Source organism: Actinoalloteichus hymeniacidonis, assembly GCF_014203365.1.
Classification (GTDB): Bacteria; Actinomycetota; Actinomycetes; order Mycobacteriales; family Pseudonocardiaceae; genus Actinoalloteichus_A; species Actinoalloteichus_A hymeniacidonis.
Window position 1 is genome coordinate 1,793,799 of the sequence record NZ_JACHIS010000001.1, and the last position, 23,240, is coordinate 1,817,038.

11 protein-coding genes are annotated in these 23,240 nt (G+C 69.8%); 1 reads left to right on the forward strand and 10 read right to left on the reverse strand.

Going from position 1 to position 23,240, the window contains the following annotated elements; translation table 11 throughout:
• Positions 1-167: 167 nt before the first annotated feature.
• The 10 genes from BKA25_RS08165 to BKA25_RS08210 form a co-directional block, all read right to left on the reverse strand.
• Positions 168-1,982, reverse strand: coding sequence for a hypothetical protein (locus tag BKA25_RS08165; protein ID WP_069850846.1), 1,815 nt, complete (start codon positions 1,980-1,982; stop codon positions 168-170).
• Positions 1,979-5,533, reverse strand: coding sequence for a DUF5682 family protein (locus BKA25_RS08170; protein ID WP_236750326.1), 3,555 nt, complete (start codon positions 5,531-5,533; stop codon positions 1,979-1,981). The genes BKA25_RS08165 and BKA25_RS08170 overlap by 4 nt, the downstream gene beginning before the upstream one ends.
• On the reverse strand, positions 5,514-6,668 hold the full coding sequence (locus tag BKA25_RS08175) for an ATP-binding protein (RefSeq protein ID WP_069850844.1): 1,155 nt from the start codon (positions 6,666-6,668) through the stop codon (positions 5,514-5,516). The genes BKA25_RS08170 and BKA25_RS08175 overlap by 20 nt, the downstream gene beginning before the upstream one ends.
• The gene (locus BKA25_RS08180) at positions 6,665-6,805 is read right to left on the reverse strand and encodes a hypothetical protein (RefSeq protein WP_157421173.1); all 141 of its coding nucleotides are present in this window, start codon (positions 6,803-6,805) and stop codon (positions 6,665-6,667) included. The genes BKA25_RS08175 and BKA25_RS08180 overlap by 4 nt, the downstream gene beginning before the upstream one ends.
• Positions 6,772-8,967 carry a hypothetical protein gene (locus BKA25_RS08185; RefSeq protein WP_157421172.1) on the reverse strand — a complete coding sequence of 732 codons (2,196 nt, stop codon included), beginning with the start codon at positions 8,965-8,967 and terminating at the stop codon, positions 6,772-6,774. Before BKA25_RS08185 ends, BKA25_RS08180 begins: the two co-directional genes overlap by 34 nt.
• Positions 8,964-13,910, reverse strand: a complete 4,947-nt coding sequence (locus BKA25_RS08190) for a hypothetical protein (RefSeq protein ID WP_236750325.1) — start codon at positions 13,908-13,910, stop codon at positions 8,964-8,966. The genes BKA25_RS08185 and BKA25_RS08190 overlap by 4 nt, the downstream gene beginning before the upstream one ends.
• Entirely contained in the window at positions 13,907-18,811 is a 4,905-nt protein-coding gene (locus BKA25_RS08195) for a hypothetical protein (RefSeq protein ID WP_069850841.1), read from the reverse strand. The genes BKA25_RS08190 and BKA25_RS08195 overlap by 4 nt, the downstream gene beginning before the upstream one ends.
• Positions 18,811-19,674: a DUF4132 domain-containing protein gene (locus BKA25_RS08200; RefSeq protein WP_069850840.1), complete on the reverse strand. Its 864-nt coding sequence runs from the start codon at positions 19,672-19,674 to the stop codon at positions 18,811-18,813. The genes BKA25_RS08195 and BKA25_RS08200 overlap by 1 nt, the downstream gene beginning before the upstream one ends.
• Before the next feature lie 238 nt (positions 19,675-19,912).
• Entirely contained in the window at positions 19,913-20,716 is an 804-nt protein-coding gene (locus BKA25_RS08205; protein ID WP_069850838.1) for an ABC transporter permease, read from the reverse strand.
• On the reverse strand, positions 20,713-21,711 hold the full coding sequence (locus tag BKA25_RS08210; protein ID WP_069853893.1) for an ATP-binding cassette domain-containing protein: 999 nt from the start codon (positions 21,709-21,711) through the stop codon (positions 20,713-20,715). Before BKA25_RS08210 ends, BKA25_RS08205 begins: the two co-directional genes overlap by 4 nt.
• Before the next feature lie 253 nt (positions 21,712-21,964).
• Between BKA25_RS08210 and lhgD the strand changes: the two genes are divergently transcribed.
• Complete coding sequence (gene lhgD / locus BKA25_RS08215) at positions 21,965-23,170, forward strand: L-2-hydroxyglutarate dehydrogenase (RefSeq protein WP_069853892.1); 1,206 nt, start codon at positions 21,965-21,967, stop codon at positions 23,168-23,170.
• The last annotated feature ends 70 nt before the right edge of the window (positions 23,171-23,240 follow it).

A 23,240-nucleotide genomic window follows, 5' to 3' on the forward strand; every position in this document is an offset into this window, starting at 1 on the left:
GATAATTGCGACCGCAATATTCTTCACCGATTTCGGGTGGCCCAAACACCACCGCAGTGCCGACACCGAGGAGTACTCACCCGGGTCGCCGAAGTCGTGCACCCGCAGCTGATGGGTCGCCGAGCCTGGTCGAGCAGCCGAGGCCGTGGCCCCGGCTGCTCGACGGACTACGCGGCGCCCGCCGCCGCCAACCAGTTGCGATGCGCGGCCGCCCGGCCGAACTCGCGACAGTGCAGGCCCGCCCGCAGCCAGGCCAGCGGGAAGTCCTCCCCGACATCGCGCACCACCCGGCCGAACACGTCGCGCTCCCGATCGCGGGAGAGCCTGGCCAGTTCGGTCAACAGCTCGGCTGTGGTGCTGAGCCCGTTGCGGACCAGGGCCGCCGCATCGGGGGCGGCCGAGCCGACCGCCGCGACCGCTCGGCCGCCCAGCGTCACCCGGTGCAGCACATTGGCCAGCGGTCGCAACGGCGGCGGCACCCGTTCGGCGCGGTCCGGGCCCGGTGGCAGACCCACCGGCTCGGATTCGTGCAGATACGAGCGTTGCAGCACGTCCAAGCCCAGATCCACATGCCGCCGCAGGGCAGTGGGCAGCGTCAGATCGTCCGGGCCTGCCGAGATCGCCAGCGCGGTCGCCGACCCCGGGCGATCCGGCAGCAGCCGGGCGATGACCCGAAGCCGCGTACCGGTCGCCCTGGCCAGCACCCGCAGGTTCTGCCTGGCCTGCTTGCCCGCAGCCACCAGGTCCACCGTGGTGTCGCCCGCCATCGAGAGCCGGAGCGCATCCTGGGCGATCCCCTGCACCGTCCCGGCCACGAAGAGCAGGTCGGCGCCCGCCCTGCGATGTGTCGCGACCCGGATGCCCGCCTCGAACGCCCGGGCAACCTGGTCGATCAACGGCTGGGCCCACAGCGTCGACAACGGGGTCGCCTCCCAGGAGGCGCCCGTCGCGGCGACCGCCCGCACCACGCGGCCCGCACCGAGCCTGCCGTCGGGGGAGGCCGTGCCGCCGGACAACAGTAGTCCGCCCCGACCCAGTTCGCGCTGACTCAACCCGGATTCGCCGATCGCCACCGGCCCGGCCGCCGCAGTCGCGACCCGTTCCGCACCGCCCGGCATGATCGCGGGCACCGTCCACAACTCGCCGCTCTCGTCGACGAGATGGGTGACGACCCCGCTGTACCCGGTGGCCGCCACGACCGTTTCGGTGCACAACCCGTACAACCGCAGCGTGCCGATCGGCCGATACTCGCGGCGGGCGGTGCCGCGAAGCTCCGCGAGGTCGGTCGGTCCACTACCGGTGACGAGTTCCCGACAGAGCAGCATCAGCTCGACCAGTTCGCCGGTGAGCGCCTCCCGATCGAAGGCCGAGGAGTTCGCCCGCGCGGCGGCCAACGCGGCCGCGATGCGCAGGCCACCCGCCGAGGCGCGGTGCAACCCGGCCACCCGCGCGCTGTGCGCGGCCCGCAGCAGCTCGGCCCGCGCCACCGCCCCACTGCCGGTGGCACCCGCGTAGACGACTCGGGAGCAGGCCTGCCACAGCGCCTGCGCCGCTTGCCGTTCCGGCTCCCGCACGGCGTCGTCGACGACCGGGTCCACTGTCGACGTCGAGCCCGCAGGCCCCCTCGGTCCCGGAGCCGTCTCGGCCGCCGGTGGCGCCTGCTCCACGGATTCCGGCTCGGCCGCGGACTCCACGGCCACCACCTCGGCGGCAGCCACCGCGATTCCCCGGTGCAGGCACTTCGGCGCGAGCAGACAACTACAGCTCAGCTCGTCCGCCGAGGTGAGCACCCCGGAGTGCAAGGACCAGGTCAGCGCCGTATCGGCGTCCAACTCGGCACGCGCGGTGTCGCCGTCGACCTCGATCGTCCAGCTCGCGGCCCGATCCAGTGCCCCGTCGATCCGCTTGCGCAACCTCGGCGGCAACGCGTCGAGCACCCCGGCGGGCACCTCGGCCGTGACCGGCGGCAGACTCCCGCTCATCCGTGCACCCGCTCTCCGACCCAGCGGGCCAACTCCAGCGGACTGAGCGCCGCCACCGGCATCCCGGCGGCGACCAGCGACCCCGCCACCGAGGTCGAGTAGCGCGCGGAACCGCTGTCGTCCAGGCTCGCGCAGCCCAGGACGGTGACCCCGGCGGAGACCAGCTCCCGGACCTGGGTGAGTAGATCGGCAACCGGGCCGCCCTCCTCGAAGTCGCTGACCAGCACGACCATCGTCCTTTCCGGCACGGTCACCAGGGTGCGGGCATGGCGAAGCGCGCCCGCGATGTGCGTGCCGCCACCGACCCGCACCTCCAACAACAAGGACAGCGGATCCTCGACCTTGTCGGTGAGGTCCACGATCTCCGTGGAGAACGCCAGGAAATGCGTCGACAACGTCGACACCCCGGCGAGCACCGACGCGGTGAGCGCCGACCACACCGTGGACGCCTCCATCGAGCCGGACACGTCCACCACCAACACCAACCGCCAGTCGATCGAGCGGCGGCCCAGGGTGCGGAACACCGGACGCTCCGGCACGACCACGACCCGACCGTCCTCATCCCGCCGAGCGGTGGTGAGGTTGGCCCGCAGGGTCCGGGCCAGATCCAACCGACCGCCGGGCCTGCGGGTGGGCCGAGGCAACTGAATGCCGGTCAGAGCAGGCCGGATGCGCACCGCGAGCTGTTCGGTCAACTCCCGGACGATCCGCGCCACCAACGGCCGCAGCTTGGCCATCGAGGACTCGGAGAGCCCGCCCGCCAGGGACAACATGGTGCGCAGCAACTCGACCGAAGGTCGCACCGTGGCCGGATCGATCTCCAAGGCGGCCTCGGCGCGGCCGTTCTCGGCAGCCTCGGCCAGCACTTCCTCGCGGACACGATCCCCGAAGAGCGCCTGCAACTCCTCGGACCACTCCCGGATTCCGGGGAACGGATCGGAGCGGTCGGCGCCGAGATCGTGGTTGTCGGCGCCCTCGCCGCGATCCCGCCCGTACAACTCGTCCAAAGCGGCGGCATAGCGGCCGCCGCCCGCCGGTCGCTGGCCGTGGGTGCCGAGCAGCAACCGCCAGCGCACCGTGGCCGACAGACCGATCGCGGACTGCGGTACGAGCGCCGAGTCCTCGGTCACGACCTCCGATCCCGGTGCGGCGGCCGAGATCTGCTCGGCCGCGACGGTCTGGCCCGTGAGCCCGTAGGCCCGCAGAACCGCCGCGCTCGCCTGCTCGGCGGCCAACCAGATCGCCAAGGCCTCGGGATCGGGTGCCTTCGCATCGCGGATCGTGTCGTCGATCCGTGCCTCGACCACGGTCAGGATGCGGGTGCGCGCTGCGGGGCCGATCGAGACGAACGCACCCCTCAGCGCGGGCAACCGATCGAGGAAGTCCTGATCCGGCAGCGACTCCACCCGATCCAACAGCGGATCCAAGGCCTCCGGTGTCTCCACCAACGGGGCCGCCGCCACCAACACGCCGGTGAGCGCGTGTCGCAGCACCCCGCGCCGCTCCGGAGTCGAGGCGCCGTCGATCCACGATGCGATCCGCTCGCCCAACGCGGCGGGCGGCACCAGACCGAGCAGCACCCGGGTGGCCCCGGCGGCCCCGGCGATCAACGGGGCCGCCTCGTCGGCCAGCTCACGCAGCGTCGCCGCCAAGCGCAATCCGGTGCCACGCGCATCGTGCCGCTGTCCCAGCTCGACCAGGTTGCGGGCATCGTCCGGGTTCTCCGACCCGGCCAATCCCGAGATCTGCGCGACCGCGGCATCCTCCAGCTCGTCCGCGAGCCGAGGCTGTGTCGCGAGGACCTCGGCGGAGATGTCCGGCAGATGCCCGCCACGCACCCGATCGAGCAGGTCCAGGGCGGTCAACAACTCCGGCAGCGTCGCGGTGGCGGGCAGCACCGAGGCCGCGTCCGCCAGTAGATCGCCGAGCAGCTCGGGCAGGGCGCACTGCGCGGCGGTCTCCAGATCGGCCAGCACATCCTGCGGGGTGTGTCCCGCGTGCTGTTCCCGCTCGGCACGCCGGGCCCGCAGCCTGCCTGCCACGGCCAGCGGCAGCGTGATGCCCCAGCGGCCCGCCACCGGCAGCGTCGCCGCCGTCGTGGGCGTCCAGGTGGCCTCCCACCGGGTGGTCAGGGCACCGCCCTCGCCGATCGTCGCGACCGCCGACTCCTCCGCGTAACCGATACCCAGCGCTGCGAGCCTGCGTAGCGTGATCTCGCGCCGGGCGTCCAGCGCCGAACGCAGCGGATCCAACCGCAGCGTGGCCGGTGCGGGGGACTGCGGACCGGGCATCCGAAGCTCGGAGAGCAGGGCCGCCACCGTCGGGCCCAGGCCGGACTGCGGCGTGCCCGGCGCCAACATGCCGTTGCGCTTGCCCACCAGCACCTCGCCTGCGGCCCGCGCCACCACGCGGCCCCGCCCCAACGGATCGGCCTGGGTCAGGACACTCTGGACGGCCTCCACGACCTCGCTGCGTCCCGGCGCGGGCAGCCCCCGCAACCGGGCGAGATCACCGGCCAACCGCAAGGCCTCCCGTGCCTCGCCGGGCCCGGCCGGATGGCCCAGTCCCCGGATCGCGGCGCAGATCCGCACGATCATCGAGGCGGCGACGGACTCCATCTCGGTGGGATCGCAGCCCACCGCCCAGATCGCCTGCTGCCACTCGGGATCGCGGATGCCCGCCGGATACCCGGAACGCTCATCGAGCAACGCGAACCCGTAGGGCACCAGCGCGGTGACGATCTTCGAGTCCGCCGGGACGGTCTTGACCGAGTCCTCGACCGAGCCCGTGAGCAGCGCGGCGGCGTGGAAGGAGCCGATCACTGCGGTGCAGCGCCGACCCGAGGCCTGGGCGATCGCCCGGCGCATCCACGCCTCACGCCGCAGATCGAACGGGTCGATTCCCCCATCCGCCGTGCCTACCGCGTCCTCCGAATTACCGAGCGCGGCCGACTTCGGATCGTGGCCCGCGTCGTCGAGGCCTGCCGGGACGTCGCCCGCCGCGTCGCGGCGCAGCGCCCAACCGACCAACAACGCCGCCCGTCGCACCGCCTCGGCCTGCTGCCCCGGCGCGGCCGCCTCGACCAGCCGATCCCACAGATCGTCGCCGTCCCGGCCGGTGATGGTGCCGCGCAGGGCATCGGTCAGCGGACTGGCACCCGAGGTGTGGTGGCCGCGGCGTTCGGCCTCGCGGGCCGCCAAGGGCAGATCGCAGGCCCGGACCTCGACGCCGTGGGCGTGCGCCCATCGGATGGCGACCAGTTCCGGGGAGAAGTCCGCGAACGGGAAGAAGGCCAGGCTGCCGCCCGCACCCGAGGCCGCCGACAGCGCGACCGGCGCCAACAACTCCGGGTCGGCCAGATACGGCAACCAGTCGCCCATGTCCTCGGGCAACTCGACCAACAACACCTCGGGGTCGGCCGCCGCCAACAAGGCGGGCATCGCGGCGGCCAGCGCGGGGGAGTGGTGTCGGACGCCGATGAGGTGTGGCTCGCGGTGGTCGACCAGCTGATCGAGCACCGCGAGCTCGTCGTCACGAGTCGAGGACGTCACGGAGTTCCCACAATCGCCGCCAGGTGTGCGCACCGGACTCGGCTCGACGCCGAACCGCGCCGTCCCAATAGCTCAGCAGCCGGGCCGCATCGCCGGGATCATCCTTGCGGACCACACCCAGCAGGTGTCCGGGCAGCAGCGCCAGCGGATCGCGGTCGCCGGGGAAGTAGGCGCCTGCCAGTCCCAGCGAACTGGCCACCGACACCGCCTCGGCGGTGCTCATCACCGTGGACGGCCGCTCGACCGCCCAACCCTCCTCGGAGATGCCGTTGCGCAGGTCGCGGAATGCGGTGACCAGCGCCTCCAACACCACGTCGTCGATGGCGAACGGCGCGTTCACCCGCTCCAGCGCGTTCGTCGCCTGGCGTCGCACCAGGTCCGTCTCGGCGGCCAGGTCGCCGATCGGGCCCACCGCCTCGAAGTTGAACCGTCGTTTCAACGCCGCCGACATCTCCGACACGCCCCGGTCCCGCAGGTTCGCGGTGGCGATCACGGTGAAGCCGGGTGCGGCGTGCACGGTGGCGTCCTCGGTGCCGGACAACTCGGGGACCGAGATCCGCCGGTCCGACAGGATCGACACCAGCGCGTCCTGCACCTCGGGCAGGCAGCGGGTGACCTCCTCGACCCGCACCACGCCGCCGCCCCGCATCGCGCTGAGCACCGGAGACGGCACCAGGGCCCGAGGGCTGGGGCCCTCCGCCAGCAGCAACGCGTAGTTCCAGCCGTAGCGCAGCTGGTCCTCGGTGGTGCCCGCGGTGCCCTGCACCGTCAACGCACTGCTGCCGGACACGGCCGCGGCCAACAACTCCGAGAGCATCGACTTCGCGGTGCCCGGTTCGCCGACCAATAACAGGCCGCGTTCCCCGGCCAGCGTCACCACGGACCGTTCCACCAGGGCACGTTCCCCGACGAACTTCGCGCTGATCACCATTCGCGCGGGTACCCCGTCGACCTTGCGGCCCTTGGGCAAGGCCAGGGATTCGCCGCCGCTGCCGGTCACGAACAGCACCACGGCACGCGGCGTGAGCCGCCAGCCGGGTGGTCGGATCCCGTCGTCGTAGGCGGCGAGGAAGGCCAACTCCTCGCGATAGGCATTCTCGGCAGGTTCGACCTGCCTGGGTGCGGCGGTGGTCACCGTCGTCCTCCGGTCTCGAGTTCTTCATAAGCGGGCGCATCGCCGTCGAGGACCCGCTGCCAGGCACGGGCGAACAGATCGGCGACGGGTTCATGCGCGGTGATCACGACGTCCGGTGTGGTGTCGAAGCCGAACATCGATGTCTTCCATGCCTCCCGGGGCAGGTGCGGGCGCGCGAGAACGCGCCAGCCGCCGGGGAGGAAGAGCGAGCGGCCCGCCCGGCTGCGTTTCGCCGTGACGACCAGCTCGGTCTCGGCGAGCGCTGCCCGGGCCTTGCGCATCCGGACGGGGTGAACCGCTGATCCGGCGCGTTGCTCCAATAGGCCACGGCGCCGTGGTAGGTGCGCCAACCCACCAACAGGACCCCGTCGAACCACCGCGCGATCGGCGGGGAGAACGACCACCGTTCCTGTTCGTCGAGACTGCACACCGCAGTGTGCTCGGCGAGGATTCCGTCCGGGCCGACGACGATGAACCGCGCGCCTCGGCGCAGCACCAGCGCGGGCCAGCCCTCGCCGCAGACCGTCGTCTCATCCCGGCCGCCTGCGTCCGTGGCGCCGAGGCGGGCGACCGCTTCCTCCAACGCGGGCCACCCGAGTTCATCGAGCAGACCTCCGCGCAGACCTCCGCGCAGGCCGGCGTGCACGTCGGCGGCGATATCGGTGGCGGCGATCGCCTCGGCCGCCTCCGGCACGTCGATGAACACCTCCGGTGCCCGAAGCCACGCCATCGAACTCAGCCACTGCCCCTGTGCGGGCAGGCCTGCGACGCCCTCCCGCTCCGACTCCGCCCTGATCCAGGCGCGTAGCGCGAGCCGCAGTCCGGGAACGGCCGCCACCGAGTGCAGTGCTTCCGGAACGACGAGGCCGTCGCGGGTACGGGTGCGTAGATAGGACCGCAGCCCGGAGACGAGCGCCGGGCGGAATCGATCGGACCGTGCCAACGCCAGCAGATCGCGTTCGCCCGGTGTCTCGTCCTGCCACCACCGATAGACATCGATGTCGGGCACATGATCGGCGTCGACGACGACCGGAACCCCGCGCGCCACCAGCAGATCCAGGACATCCGTCTCCATCGGATGCTCTGCGCCGTGGCTTCGCACGGGCACCCCGTCGCCGACGAGTCGGTCGGACATCGACTCGACCAGGCCCAACAGCGTCGCGGAACGCGGTACATCGCTATCGCGCCTCGACCGTTGCTTGATCCGGCACGCGAGCATGGCCGACAACCAATCGGCGGGCCCGAGCGCCTCGGGAGCCGTCGTCGTAGGCGGTCCGGTCAGCAGCACATCGGCCTGACAGCCGTGCAGGATGCCGAGCCAGACCCCGGGGATGGCCGCGCCATCGGGAACGAACGACAGCAGCAGTCCCCGGATCGTCTCGTCCCTGCCGCCCAGCTCGGTGAGCGATAGGCGATAGCTCGCCCAGAAACCCGCCGGAGCCTGCTTGATCGGCGGACACGGTAGGAGGGCGCGCAGCAGCCGTTCGTCCTCCACCGCGAGATCACGACCGGCCGCCTTCGCGAGTCGCCGCAGGTCCTCCGGCATGCCGGCATAGGGCGGCAGGCCGCCCCGCGTTCGCTGCACACAGAGCTCGAAGAAGAACTCGTAGTCGGGCCCCGCATCCTTGCGTTTCGCGAGCCGCTTGCCGAGTGTGGTGAACGCCTTCGCGGTCAGCGCGCCCGCGAAGGCGAACTCGAGGAAGACCTCCCGCGTGCGGTCGGGGTCGATGTCGAGATCGTGGACGTCCTCGGCCTCGCGGGCCCTGTTGAACATCGCCGCCGCATAGCCATCGTTGCCATGCCGCAGGAATGCCCGCGCGGCCTGTTCGTAGAAGGTGGGCAGGAAGTGCGGTGCGGAGCGGCCGAGCTGATCGGCCAGGGCGAGGTAGCCGTTCTTCGCCACACCGGCCCGGTATTCGGCCAACCGGGCGAGCCGTTCGAGGTCCTTGACGAGTTCGAGGGCGTGGTGGCCGTTGGTCGGGTCGTTGATCAGTGCCCAGGCCGGAAAACCGACGGCACTGCGGGGGGCGGTGCCGACGTCGATGGTGCTCGATGGCGCCGCGAAGCCGAGGTATTCGCAGGCGAGGTCCTCGGCAGGCCCGAGTTCGCCGGGGACCAGCCGGACGATGCTGCCCTCCGGCAGCCCCGGATGGGTGTAGCGGCGTGCGGTGAGGGCGGTGCAGCCTCGGCGGGCGCCGGGCGCGCCGGGCAGGATCTGCCCGGCGCGCAATCCGGCTGAGACATCCGCCGCTTCGGCGGAGGGCCGATGGCTCGACACCGCTGGGGGTGCCTGTGTCATCGGCGTTTCCCGGTCTGGAGTTCCTCGTAGGCGGGCGCATCGCCGTCGAGGACCCGCTGCCAGGCGCGGGCGAACAGATCGGCCACGGGTTCCTCCGGCACGACCGTCCCGGTCGTGTCGTACAGCGCGGACTTCCAGGTCTCCAAGGGCAGCCTCGGGGATTTGAAATCCAGCCAACCGCCGGGCAGGAACAGGCTTCGGCCAGCCCTGGCACGTTTGGCGGTGACGACCAGATCGGTCTCGGCGAGGGCCGCGCGTGCCTTGCGGAGCCGGGCGGGTTTCCACCCGGTCCACTTGGCGGTGTCGGCATCGGTGGGATCCGGCAGGGCCAGCAGCTGTAGGTACAGCGCTGCCGCGTCCTCGGGCAGACCGAATCGGGTGGCGACCTCGGTCACCAGCTGCGGGACCGACACGTTCGGATCCTGGGCGTAGGCGGCCGGATCGGTGTCCTCGGTGTGGCTGCCCGCGCAGGCTGCTTCCAGCCGCTCATCGTGCAGGATGTTCAGCTGATGCACGTGGATGCGACCGACGAAGCCTTCGAGGATGGCGGCGAACAGTTCGCGGTCCGCCGGTTCGACCAGGCCGGGTCGGACCGCTATTCGGCAGTGCCTGCTGCCGTTGAACGCCAACGTCATCCACGGCCTAGGCTCTGCGGTCGCGTCACCCTGGGTGTTGGTCCCCGTGGGCGTCACTTCGTCACCGAGCAGGGGCGCAAGGCGCTCCAGCTCGACCCAATATCCGACGAGGCTGAACTCGGGGCGGCTGACCCGCTCCCGCGCGGCGGCCAGCGACGCCGACAACTGCGACCGCAACGGTGAGCCGACCGGCAGCCGGTAGGCCAACCACGGCAACACCGTGGCCAGCGCCTGCAACGTGCTAGGTGTGAAACTCGATCGTCCGTTCTGGGCATCGGACTGCTCCGCTTCTGCGGCGAGCCACGGCGTGGTCGCCGGGTTGGTGACGCCGGAGATCCATTCACCCGTATCGCGCAGGGACAACCGCTTGGCCGCCTCCACCAGCACGTCCTCCGGTACCGGGTGACGGATGCCGAATTTCGCTCCCCATACCGCCGCGATCGCGTCCACCGCGGGCCCGACGGTCCATAGCTCGGCGGGATCGGCGGGCACGGCCGCCCCCAGCAGCTCGCGCCGCAGCGTGTCGTTGAGATAGCGGAACCGTTCCCGGACCGATTTCGCCTGTGCAGCCGAGACACCCAGTTGTTTGCGCAGGTCGGTGTCGAGATAGTTCGCTTCCCACGAATTGATGGAGGGCATTCCCGCCAACAGGATGGCGGCCTCGGCAATCCCCATCCCGGTGCGCTCGACCAACTGTTGCACCGCTTCGGGCCGCCAGGAGGCGGGGCCCCGCTCGATGATGAGATCCAGCATGTGACGCAAGCGGGTGCCATCCGGCGGCGTACCCCACGGCGTGACCGATTCGAGCTGCCAGCCCTCCGCCAGCGCGAACGACCCGGGTGTGCGGGCGTATTGCAGACTGGTCAACTGGTAGCGCTGGGTGCTTCGGTGGTATGTCCGGTTGCGTTCGAGGGTGACGAGGAAACCCTCGGGCGTCGGCACGACCCGGAGTTCCGATTCGTCGGCGCCCTCCGGCGCGGTCACCGTGACGATGCGCCACCGTCCGGAACCATCGGTGATGCTGCTGTCTGCGAGGGTGCGCAGCAGGAACACGAGTGCGTCGCGCTGGTAGGGCGGCGTGAACTCCGAGGCAGCCCGATAGACGAGCGTCTCCAGGTGAGGCAGCCAGCGGACCCAGTTCATGATCCCCGGGGCGATCAGACTCTTGCTACGGGGAGCCGATTCCGCAGCGGTCGCGTCGAGGGTGGCGAGGAACTTGGGCAGCACGGTGGGTTGGTTCCGGTTTCCTCGGCGATGGTGGTCCGAGGAATGCCGGAACCAGTCGAGCGCGGTCTGAATATCGGCCGCCGACATCATCGCGTCATCCGCCGAGGACGCTTCGAGGGTCGCGTCGAAATCACGGGCCTGCTTGGCGATGCTCGTGAAGGCGAGATAGGACCGCGACAAGTCGGCCGCCTGCCGCACCGAGGTGCTGATTCCGGCCACCAGACCGGGATGCGTGATGGCGGGTAGTGCGGAGGTGACCAGATCGGTGATCAGCGTGCTCAGCCTGCGGCCCGCCTCGGCGGCGGCGGTACCGTCCTGGACGACCCCGGCCTCGTCGGCGGCCTGGGCCAGCCGCGCGAGTTCCTCGTCGTGCCGATCCAGCTCGTCTCTCACCCGCCGGAGCAGCTCGTCCACCACCGCGCGGTCCAGCGTGCGTAAGGCCAGCGAGCCCGCCTCGTCGCGGGGAACCAGTAGATGCCACCAATCCAACGGCGGTACCAGCGCAGTGCCGGGAGCCGTGTGCGGGTGGTTGCTTCCCACGGAGACCTGGCCGACGGAGGAGCCGTGGGCATTGTGCAGCCCTACGAGCCGGGGCGGATTGGCCGCCGTCACGGTCAGCGCCCCGCCGTGCGGCAGCTGCAACTGCGCCACCGGAGCGTTGTGTCGACCGGCCAGGCGGACGCGCCTGCCATCGATGCCCTCGCCCAGCCAGGAGCCGTCGGTTTCCTTCCGGACCCGCCAGCCGTGCAGTCCGCCTGCCTCGCCCAACGGGCTGTTGAGCGTCTCGGGGACCGAGGGCCGCAGATCGCAATAGGCGTAGGAGAGGGCGGTGTCCTCGGCGGCGAAGTCCTCGATGAACGCGGGAACGCTGCTGCGGCCACGTTCCCCGGTCGCCGCGTCGACCTCGAACCAGCGCTGGGAGCGGCTGAGCCGGCCACTCCACAGGGCGCTGCCGTCACTGCGGGCATCCCAGAATCGCGGGATCGAGGTGTCGCCGGGCCGGACCGCGCGATCTCCGCTGAATCGGGACCCATCGGATAAAGCGATCGACGGCACCGGGATGTCGTATCGGCTGTAGCTGGTGTTCTTGGCGACCTCGAACACGGTCTCCGGCGCATCACTCCAGTAGGCGAGCTCGGCGTCGTCGGTCTGCCAGCGCACCAGCAGGACCCCGTCGAACCATGCCGCCGATGGGTGGAACCGCCAGTGCCGGCGGGCCTCCTTCGGGATCCGCGAGAGGTGTTCGAACAGGATGCCCTCGGGGCCGACGACGAGGAACATCTCACCCCGGCGCAGCACCAGCGCGGGCCAGCCCTCGCCGCAGATCTCCAACTCGTCGTTGCTGGACCAGTTCGGGCCGGACAGCCGCTCGACCGCCGCTTCGAGCGCGGGCCATGCCATCTCGTCGAACACACCGCTGCGTAAGGAGTCATGCAACGCGGCGCCCACGTCGACCGCACTCAAGATCGTCGCCGCCTCGGGCACGTCGGAGAACGCCCCCGGCGAACGCAGCACCTGGAGCGCGTTGAGCTGGTCTCGCAGATCGGGCAGGCTCGTCGGCTCGATCGCCGTCACCCGGAAGGTGATCCAGTTCCGCAATGCCTGGCGCAGGCCGGGAACGGCGAGAACCTCGCGCGTGGCGGCGGCGGAGATGGTTCCCGCATCGGTGTTGTGGCGGGCATGAGCGACGATGCCCTCGCCGAGGGCCATGGTGTATGGAGCGGATTTCCCGAGCGCGGCGAGATCACGACGTCCTGGCTGCGTGTCGCGGAGCCATTCCTCGACCCACAACTGTCTGGCCGACTGGTGCGACTCGCTGAGGGGCACGCGGGAGGCCACCAACAGATCCTGTAGGTCCAGCTCGCCGCGTAGCCAGGGCGGCAGCTCGACCGGGACGTCGTCGGCGGTCAGCCGTTCGACCATCGTCTCGACCAACTGCAGCAATGCCTGGGATCGAGGCGACCGCGCGCGCTTGTCCCGGGTCGCCAGTAATGCGGACAACCAGCGAGCAGGCAGGCCGATGTCCGTTTCATCGGCGGATCGGGGCTCGGTGAGCAACGTGCTGGCGCCGCTCTCGGTCAGGATTTCGAGCCACAGCTCGATGACCTCGTGCACGCCTGCGGTCGCCGGGAAGACCGCCAGCAGCTGTCGCCGGATGGACTCGTCGCGCCGAGCCAGTGTGATCAGCGAGCTGCGGTAGGACCTCCAGAATGCGAGCGATGCCTGGGTGATCGACGGACTGTCCAGCACGCCCCGCAGCAGTCGTTCGTCCTCGGCGGCCAGGTCACGCTTCGCAGCCTTGGCGAGCCGACGAAGATCCTCCGGCATGCCGGTGTAGGGCGGCAGCCCGCCCCGGGTTCGTTCGACGCACAGCGTGTGGAACAGCTCGTAGCCCGCGTCAGCGTCGCCCCGCTTGATCAGCTGCTTGCTGTAGGCCGAGAGCGCCTTGGCGGTCAGCGCGCCCGCGAAGGCGAATTCGAGGAAGACCTCGCGGGTGCGTTCGGGGTCGATGTCGAGGTTGTGCACGTCCTCGGCCTCGCGTGCCTTGCCGAACATCGACGCCGCGTAGGTGTCGTTGCCGTGAGTCAGGAAGATCCGGCCTGCCTGCTCGTAGAAGGTCGGCAGGAAGTGCGGGGCGGTGCGGCCGAGCATCTTGCCCAGGTTGGTGAAGCCGTCCTTGGCGTTGCCCGCCTTGGACCTCGCGGTGCGAGCGAGCCGTTCGATGTCCTTCACCAGGTTGAGCGCGTGGTGGCCGTTGGCCGGATCGTTGACCAGCGCCCACGCCGGGAAACCGAGGGCACTGCGTTTGCTCGTCCCGACCTCGGTGGTCGACACGGGTGCCTCGAAGCCGAGGAACTCGCAGGTGAGGTCCTCGGCTTGGCCGAGGGTCTGCGGTACCAGCCGGACCACGGGGCGGTCGCCGAGACCGGGATGGGTGTATCGGCGGGCGGTGAGGACGTCGCGGTCGTCGCCCGCGTGGTCGTCGCCGGGCAGGATCTGGCCTGCGGCCAGCCGCGCCGCGATCGTCGCCGGGTCGTTGTGGCGGTCGTGTGAGTGGTGCGGTGGCGTTGGCGCGGTCACCGTCGTCCTCCGGTCTCGAGTTCGTGGTAGGTGGGGGTGTCGCCGTCGAGGATGCGTTGCCAGGCCTGGGCGAACAGCTCGGCGACGGTGCCTTCCGGCACGACAGCCCCGGTGGGACGGGTGTCGAAGCCGAACATCGGCGGCTTCCACAACTCCAGGGGCAGATGAGGGCTGGTGAGATCAAGCCAGCCACCGGGGAGGAACAGGCTGCGGCCTGCCCTGGCGCGCTTGGCGGTGACGACCAGATCGGTCTCGGCCAGGGCGGCCTTGGCCTTGCGCAGCCGGGCGGGTTTCCAGGCGTTCCACCGGGCGACGTTCGCGTCGGTCGGATCCGGTAGGGCAAGCAGCTGGAGGTAGAGCGCCGAGGCGTCCTCGGTGAGGTCGAACCGGTCGGAGATCTCGGCGACCAGGCTTGGAACCGAGACCTGGGGGTCCTGGAAGTAGGCGGCCGGATCGGTGTCCTGCGGCGCGGTGGCCGCGCACGCGGCGGTGAGTCGCTCGCTGTCGAGCGGCAGACCATCGGCGATCCCGGGACCACTGGGCCTGTGTACGAGGGCGGTGTAAAGCTCCCTGTCCTGCGGCGGGACGAGATTGGGATACACCGTCAGCTCGACGGCGTCATCGGCATCGGACGCCACCGCCAGCCATTCCCGAGGCCGGAACGCGGTCCTGGAAGCCCGGGCCCGCTCGACATCTGCGTCGATGGCCTCACCCAGCAAGGCCGAGAGGTTGTCATAGGCCTGCCAGTCCCACCAGGTGAACTTGAAGTCGGGATTGGCTGCCCGCGCCCGGACGGCCGCGAGCGCCACCGTGAGCAGCGGACGTAGTGGATCACCGACCGGTAGGACATAGGCCAACCACCGCAGCACCGGGGGCGTCGCATGGATAGCGGTCGCCAGTTCTTCCGATGCGGCGCCGTCGGGTACCAGCCAGAACGTGCTCTCCGGGTCGGCGATCGCGCCGACATAGATGTCGGCATTCTGTACCGACGGCAATCGCTTCGACGCCTCGATCAGCAGTTCGTCGGGCACCGGACGGCGGCGGCCGGATGCGGCGACCCAGAGATCGGCGACCGCCTCCACCGCAGGCCCAGCTGTCCACAACCGAGCGGGATCGGCAGGAAGGACGGCCGTGAGCAGTTTGCGTCGGATCCCCGAGTCCACCCTGGACCAACACGATTTGGCGAACTGTGCCTGATCGGACGACAGTCCGAGTCGTTGCTGGACCTCGGGATCGAGGAAGCGTCGTTCCCAAAGGTCGACGCCGGGCAGGCCTGCGAGCAACAGCGTGGCCTCGGACCTGCTCAGACCGGTGCGTTCCGACAGCTCGACCACTGCTTGCGGGAACCAGGGCGCGGGACCGCGCTCCTCGAACAGTTCGAGCAGGCGTCGTAGGTCCGAGGTTCTGAACGAGCCGGTCAGCTCGACGATCGACGCGGCCTGCCACCCCACCGGAAGATCGAATACCCCTGGGGTGCGGGTGAACGCGAGTGCATCGACCCCGAGTCCCGCGTTGTTGCCCATGTGAATCCACTGGGTGCGCACCGGGACGAGGAATCCGTTCCGAACGGGGATGACGCGATGGATCACGCCCTCGGGATCGGGGCAGTACAGCGCGGCCCGCCGCCAACTGCCGTCATTGTCGGCGATTCCGCTGTCCGCGAGCGACCGCAACAGCAACAACAGGGCATCGCGATCCCGGTCCGGGGTGAAACCGGATACCGCGCGGTGCGCCACCAACGGCAGGTCCGGCAACCAGTTGAGCCACCCGACGCCCTGGCCGCCGTCCGACACCGTTGCAGGCCCATCGGTCGACCGGGTGGCGAGTCCGCCCAACTCGGCGAGCAGAGCGGGCAGGCGGGTTGGCGTGTTATCGAGGAAATTCTGGAGATGACCGGTGTCCGCCATCCAATGCAGCGCCGTCTCCAGATCGAGTTGCCCGACCTGCGGACCGCTGGGTGGGATCGGCTCGACATCGGCTCGGGTCCTGGCCTCGTCGGCGATGCCGCCGAAGGAACGGAAGGCCTGCGCCAATCTGGCTGCCCGGCGTACCAGGTCGACCACCGCCATGCGCAACGCGGGATCGGTGAGCGCGGGCACCGCCGAGGTCACGGCCTCCTGCGCGGCATCGGCGACGCCGTTCTGCTCCTCCGAGTCGGGTTGTCCGTTGCCCGCCAACCGGTCTTGCCGCAGTTGATCGCGTCGTTCCAGGGCCGCGACCACGGTGTCGATCATCTCGCCTGCCGCCGAGCGCGTGAGCTGCCGCAGCGCTAGAGAGCCTGCCTCGTCACGCGGCCGTAGCAGGTGAAACCAGTCCTTCGGCGGCAGGAAGGCGGTTCCCGGGGCGCCGTTGTCCCCGATCACGCCCACCACGATCGTGCTGTGCTGCCTGCCCGCCATATCGAGGAGCTGGAGGTGCGAACCGAACCGCACATCGGTCACCACGAGTTCCGCGCCGCCGGGCAGCCGCAGTAGAGCCTCGGGGACATCGCCCCGCTGACTGGGCAACCGGACTCGACGGCCGTCGATGCCTTCCCCGAGCGTCCAGTCACCGTCGGAACTGACCCGCCAACCGTGCAGACCATCGGCAGCGCCCAGCGGGCTGGCGGCCGTCGCGGGCACCGCCGGTCGCAGATCGCTGTATTGCGGGAAGCGGACCCTGCCATCGCCTGCGGAATTCTCGAAGAACCGCGCCTGGCTGATCCGCCCGATCTCCCCGGTGGCCGGATCGACCTCGGGGAACGCTCGTTCCTGGTAATGCGACGGGGCCTGCCACACGGTGATGCCATCGCCCATGACCCGCATCGGAGCGGGAATCGCGGTGTCACCCGGTCGGACGGCCCGGCCGCCCGTGAACCGGGCGCCATCCGGCAGGGCGATGGACGCGTGGGGCAGCTCCCAATAGGCGTCGAAATGGGACTCGTCCGTCAGCGAGAAGACCTCGGTGGGCGCGTCGCTCCAATACGCCTGATTTCCGTCCGGCCCTCGCCAGACCACGAGGAGCACGCCATCGAACCAGTGTGCCCGAGGTTCGAAGTACCACTGGTTGCGTGCGGCGGTAGGAATCCGAGAGAGGTGTTCGGCCAAGACGCCGTCCGGCCCTACCACCAGGAAGGTCTCGCCTCGACGCAGCACCAGCGCCGGCCAGCCCTCGCCGCAGTTCTGGATCTCGTCGTCCTCGGACCATCCGGGACCCGACAACCTGCCGACGGCCGCTTCGAGCGCGGGCCAGCCGAGTTCGTCGATGAGCCCGCTGCGCAGCGCCTGACGCAGTGCCTCCGTGACGTCGACCGTCGCGAGGGTTTCCGCCGCCTCGGGAACGTCGATGAACGCCTCCGGCCTGCGCAGCGCGGCGAAGGTGTCTTTCAGGTGTTTCTCGAGAATCGGCAGGCTTGATTCGCCTACCTCGGCGGTCCGCGTGGTGATCCAGTGCGCCAGGGCCGTTCGCAGGCCCGGTACTGCCCGCAACTCGGTCAGCGTCTCGATGGAGGCAGGTGCGTTCGGCTTCTTCGGTTCGAGATGCGCTCCGACACCCCGGGCCAGGGCTTCCTGGAATTGCGGCGAGGCTGAGAGGGCCACCAGATCGCGGCGTCCAGGCTCGCCGTCCGCAAGCCATTGCTGCACCGGGAGACTGAGTTCTTCCTGGCCGTCGGCGATCGGGACACCGTTGGCCAGCAGCAGGTCCAGCAGATCCAGTTCCCGTGCGGGCCACTGCGCTAGGCCTCGGACCGGCTCGCCGTCGGCGATCAGCCGAGCGATCATGGTGCCGACCGCGTCCAACAGGACGGCCGATCGCGACGCCGAATAGTCGCGGGCGTCGACTACTGCGGCTAACCAGACCGCCGGGGTGGGCGACGGCGCAGTGGCGTCGGCGGGCTCGGTGAGTAGCCGCAGGGCACCCGTGTCGCGGAGCAGATCCATCCAGAATGCCAGGCTGGCTTCGCTGGAATCCTGGGACGGCACGAAGGTCAGCAGGCGTCGCGGGATCGCCGGGTCGCGCTGGGCCAGGCCGATCAGCGGCTTGCGGTAGGACTTCCAGAACGCCAGCGAGGCGCGGGTGATCGCGGTGCTGTCCAGCACGGCGCCGAGCAGTCGCTCGTCTTCGACTGCGGCCTCGCGTTGCGCCGCCTTGGCCAACCGACGCAGGTCCTGCGGCATTCCCGCATAGGGTGGCAACCCGCCCCGAATGCGGTCCACACTCAGCCGGAAGAACAGCTCGTAACCGGCGTCCGGGTCGTCCTGGCGGGCGAGTCGTCTGCTGTAGGCGGACAGGGCCTTGGCTGTGAGGGCGCCCGCGAAGGCGAACTCCAGGAACACCTGGCGAACCCGATCGGGGTCGACCTCCAGTCCGTGGACCTCTTCGGCGTCCCTGGCCTTGCCGAACATCGTCGCGGCATAGGTGTCGTTGCCGTGTTCGAGGAAGATCCGCCCGGCCTGCTCGTAGAAGGTGGGCAGGAAGTGCGGGGCGGCGCGGCCGAGCATCGTGCCGAGGGAGTCGAAACCCTCCTTGGCCGCGCCTGCCCTGGACCTGGCGGTGCGGGCCAGCCGTTCGATGTCCTTGACCAGGTTGAGGGCGTGGTGGCCGTTGGCCGGATCGTTGACCAGGGCCCAGGCGGGAAACCCGAGCGCGCTGCGTTTCGCGGTGCCGACCTCGGCGGTCTGCGGAGTCGCGTCGAAGCCCAGGAATTCGCCGGTGAGGTCCTCGGCCTGGCCGAGGAGCTGCGGAACCAGCCGGACGACGACTCGGTCTTCCAGAGCGGGATGGCGATATCGCCGGGCGGTGAGGATGCCGCGGTCATCGCCGACCTCGTCGGCGCCGGGCAGGATCTGTCCGGCCGCCAACCGCGCCGCAACCGTGTCGTCCTCGGACACCGTCGCGCTCGTCGGGTTCGCGGCAACCATCAGGCGGCCACCGTCTCGTCCACCACACGTCCCGCGTAGATCGACGAGGCCATCCGCATGCCCTCCGACCAGGCCACCGGCCCGACCTCGGTCAGCGGCAGGCTGGTGCCGTTCTCCAGGGTCCAGCTCAGCGATTCGGTGGTGGTCTCGCTCTCGGGATAGTCCGAGCCGATCCAGAATCGTGCTTCCACGGTCCGCCCGTCCTCGAAAGCCGAATAGACCGCGTCACCGCCCCGTACCGGGTAGCCCAACGTGCGGCAGCGGGCAACTGCATGGTTGAGCTCGTTGAAACGCCCGCCCGCGAAATCGTCCACGCTTCTGCGATTGACGGGCTGATTCGCCGGTCGGGCGAAGGTCTGCCGGAACAGCTGTTGCACCTTCTGTTCCACGCCGAGTTCGGCGCCGAACTCCCGCAATTCATCGAGGTCTTCCAACAGCACCGGATGCGGGATGGACACCAGTTCGGGCTTCAGTCGCAGCGTGTCGCCATCGAGGGTGACCACGCCCAATCCACGCTCCGGATCGGCGTCCCGAAGGAAACCCGTCTCCGGCCCGCTGCCATCGTCGGCGGTGACCACCAGATCGCGCAGGGCGCCGGACCAGGCGGCGTCCGCCCATACCTCGGTGATCACCGAGGTCGGAACCGGAAGAGACCGCACCATCCAGCTGTCCACTGTGGCAAGGCACTCCTGGGAATGGCGAGTCAGCCATTCCGCGAGCTGACGTAACTGGACCACCTGCGGATCGTCCTTCAGCGACCCGGGTACCGACGCCAATAATCTTCCTTTGGCGTTGCGGCAGCGGACTCGTCCGTCTTCGTCAAGCCGCACCTGATATCCGGATGCGGCATCGAGCCAGCTCACGATTCCTCCTGTGGGTCGTCCACGATCTGATGCGCGCCGACGCTAGCGAGCCGAACCGACATTCGGCGTCACATGCGACCTTCGCGACCTTCCCGTGACCATCTCAGGCGTCCGCTGCCTGCGAAGACGACCATCTACAGTGGATTTCGCGGGCGCGATCACGCTCCGCACCCAGAGTTCGACGATTAGTCCTGATTTCGTCGGCAGGGATTCAACCGGCACTTCACGGCGTCTTCACTCATCCGCCCGCGCGCCGGTATCGCCGCACCGACAACGGCACGAAGATCGCCAGAATCACGCCGATCCAGATCAGCGAATACCAGGCGGGATGACGCAACGACCACGCCTCGGAAGTCGGCATACCGGGGCCGGTATTCCCGAAGAACTCCCGAATCGCCAGCGTCAACGCCGAAACGGGATTCCACTCCGCCACTTGACGCAGTCCATTGGGAAAGGTCTCCAAGGGAACGAAGGCATTGGAGACGAAGGTCATCGGCATGATCACGATGAACGAGGCATTATTGATGACCTCCACACTCGGAACCAACAGACCCACATAGCCCATCACCCAGCTGAAGGCATAGGCGAACAGCAACAGCAATGCGAAACCCGCCACCGCCTCCAGGATCGAACCCCGGATCCGCCAACCCACCAACAGTCCAGTCAGCGCCATGATCAGCACGGACAGCACGTTGTAGATCACGTCCGACGCGGTCCGCCCGACCAGCACCGCCGACGGGGACATCGGCAGCGAACGGAAACGGTCGACGATGCCCTTCTGCATATCCTCGGCCAAACCGGCCCCGGTGAAGGTGGAGCCGAAGACCACCGTCTGCGCGAAGATCCCACCGATGAGGAATTCGCGGTAGTTCACTCCGCCACCCACGTTGATGGCCCCGCCGAAGACGAAGGCGAACAACAACACGAACATGATCGGCGAGATCAACACGAATACCAACACCTCGGGCACCCGCTTGATCTTGATGGTGTTTCGTTTGGCGATGACCCAGCCATCGGCGATCGCGCGGGTGAACGTGTTCATCGAGGCGCCTCCGAGTCGGATGCCTGATCGGGGGAGTGCGCGGCGGGTTCGCCGTTCTCGGCGGCGGACCCGGTCAGGGTGAGGAACACGTCGTCCAGGGTGGGCCTGCGCAGCCCGATCTCGGCCACGTCCACCCGGTGTTCCTCCAGACACCGCAGTGCGGCGGACAGCGACTGCGAACCCCCGCTGACCTGGGCGATCAACTCGCGGCCATCGGCGTTGCGTTGGACCTCGCCGCTGGCGACCCGTTGTAGGCACCGCACCGCCTGCTCGCCGTGGGCGAGATCGACGAGGCTGAGTTCGATCCGTTCGCCGCCGATCTGGCGCTTGAGCTCACTGGACGTGCCGCTGGCGATGGCCCGCCCATGGTCGATGACCACGATCCGATCCGCCAGTTTGTCGGCCTCCTCCAGATACTGCGTCGTCAACAGCAGGGTCGCTCCGCCCGAGACCAGATCGCGGATGACCTCCCACATGCCCAGCCTGCTGCGCGGGTCCAATCCCGTGGTCGGCTCGTCCAGAATCAGGACCGGCGGCGAGGCCACCAACGCCCCTGCCAGGTCCAAGCGGCGGCGCATCCCACCCGAATAGGTCTTCGACGGGCGGTCGGCCGCGTCGGCCAGATCGAAGCGTTCCAGCAGTTCCCGGGCCCGCGAACGAGCCTTCGCGCGCCGCATCCCGTACAGCCGTCCCACCATCTCCAGGTTCTCGAAGCCGGTCAGGTGCTCGTCGACGGCCGCATACTGCCCGGAGAGCCCGATCCGACGACGTACGCCCTCCGGATCGGTCCGAACATCGGCGCCCGCGACCCGGGCGGTGCCGGCGTCGGGACGCAGCAGCGTCGCCAGGATCCGCACCGCCGTGGTCTTGCCAGCGCCATTGGGGCCGAGCAGACCCAACACCGTTCCCGTGGGCACGGCCAGGTCGAGATCGTCCACCGCGCGGACCCCGCCGTAGACCTTGACCAGGCCTTCCGCCCGGATCGTCTCGGTCATGCACCCCTCCCGCTCCTCGCCGGATGCCACCGCCCACGAGCCTGCCCGCGCCGGTCGAAACCCGCGACCGAGACGCCCGGCCGGGTATGGCGAACTGAGCGTGTCTCGACGTCGGCCAGCCCCGGATGGGACGCTCGATGGGGAAGATCGTCGACTTCGTGGGCGGAGCACCTCGGGCGATGAGGAGGACAGCCGCGATGCATCCGATAGCCGTCGAGTGCGGACCGAGCGACGAGAACGGGCGGACGCCGACATGACCGGCGAACACATCGCGATCGTCGGGGCCGGCATCGTCGGGCTGGCCACCGCGCACGCGCTGATCCGGCGGGGCCACACCGTCACGGTGCTGGAGAAGGAACAGCGGGTCGCCGCGCATCAGACCGGCCGCAATTCGGGCGTGATCCACTCCGGTCTCTACTACCGGCCCGGCAGTCTGAAGGCCGAACTGGGCACGGCGGGCGCCGCTTCGATGCGGGTGTTCGCCGAGGAGCGGGGCATCCCGGTCGAGATCTGCGGCAAGCTGGTGGTCGCCACCACGCCCGACCAGCTGCCCGCCCTGCACGAACTGCATCGACGCGGCACCGCCAACGGCGTGCCCTGCGCTTTGATCGACGCAGGCCAAGCCCGCGAGTACGAGCCGAATGTCTCCTGTGTGGCCGCGTTGCGCGTCGAATCCACCGGGATCGTGGACTATGCGGCCGTCAGCCGTCGGTTGGTCGAGCTGATCGAAGCGGCAGGCGGGACGGTGCGGCTGGGAGTGACGGTGACCGGTATCCGCGCCACGCGTGCAGGCGTCGTCGTCGAGACCGATGCGGCGCGAGACGAGATGGTGCGAGCCGATCGCCTCGTCAACTGCGCCGGTCTGCACAGCGATCGCATCGCCGAACTCGCAGGGCTCACCCCGGACGTGCGGATCATCCCGTTCCGGGGGGAGTACTACGAACTGACCGCGCGATACAACGGCCTGGTCCGGGGCCTGATCTATCCGGTGCCCGACCCGAGCCTGCCCTTCCTGGGCGTGCACCTCACAAGAAGCATCGACGGCTCGGTACACGCCGGACCCAACGCGGTGTTCGCCCTGGCCAGGGAGGGCTACTCCTGGGGTTCGATCCGGCCCGGCGAGGTCGCGCGCAGCCTGGCCTGGCCCGGGCTCTGGCGACTCGGCCGCCGCTACTGGCGGACCGGGGCCGCCGAGATCGCGCGGTCCTTCTCCCGCGAGCGCTTCGCCCGCAGCCTGCGAGAGCTGGTCCCGACCCTGCCCACCGAGGGCATCGTCAGGGCCCCCTCGGGCGTGCGGGCCCAGGCGTTGCATCGGGGCGGCCACCTGGTCGACGACTTCCACTACCTCCGGGCACCCCGGCAGATCCACCTGCTCAACGCCCCATCACCTGCGGCGACGGCAGCCCTGGAGATCGGCCGACGCATCGCACGGGAGCTGGCCGCCGAGCAGGCGGGCTGATCCGACGAGCCGGCCCGAAATGCCCCCGAAGCCCCCGGTCGTCTCACTGGATGGGAGTCCGGGGGGCGAT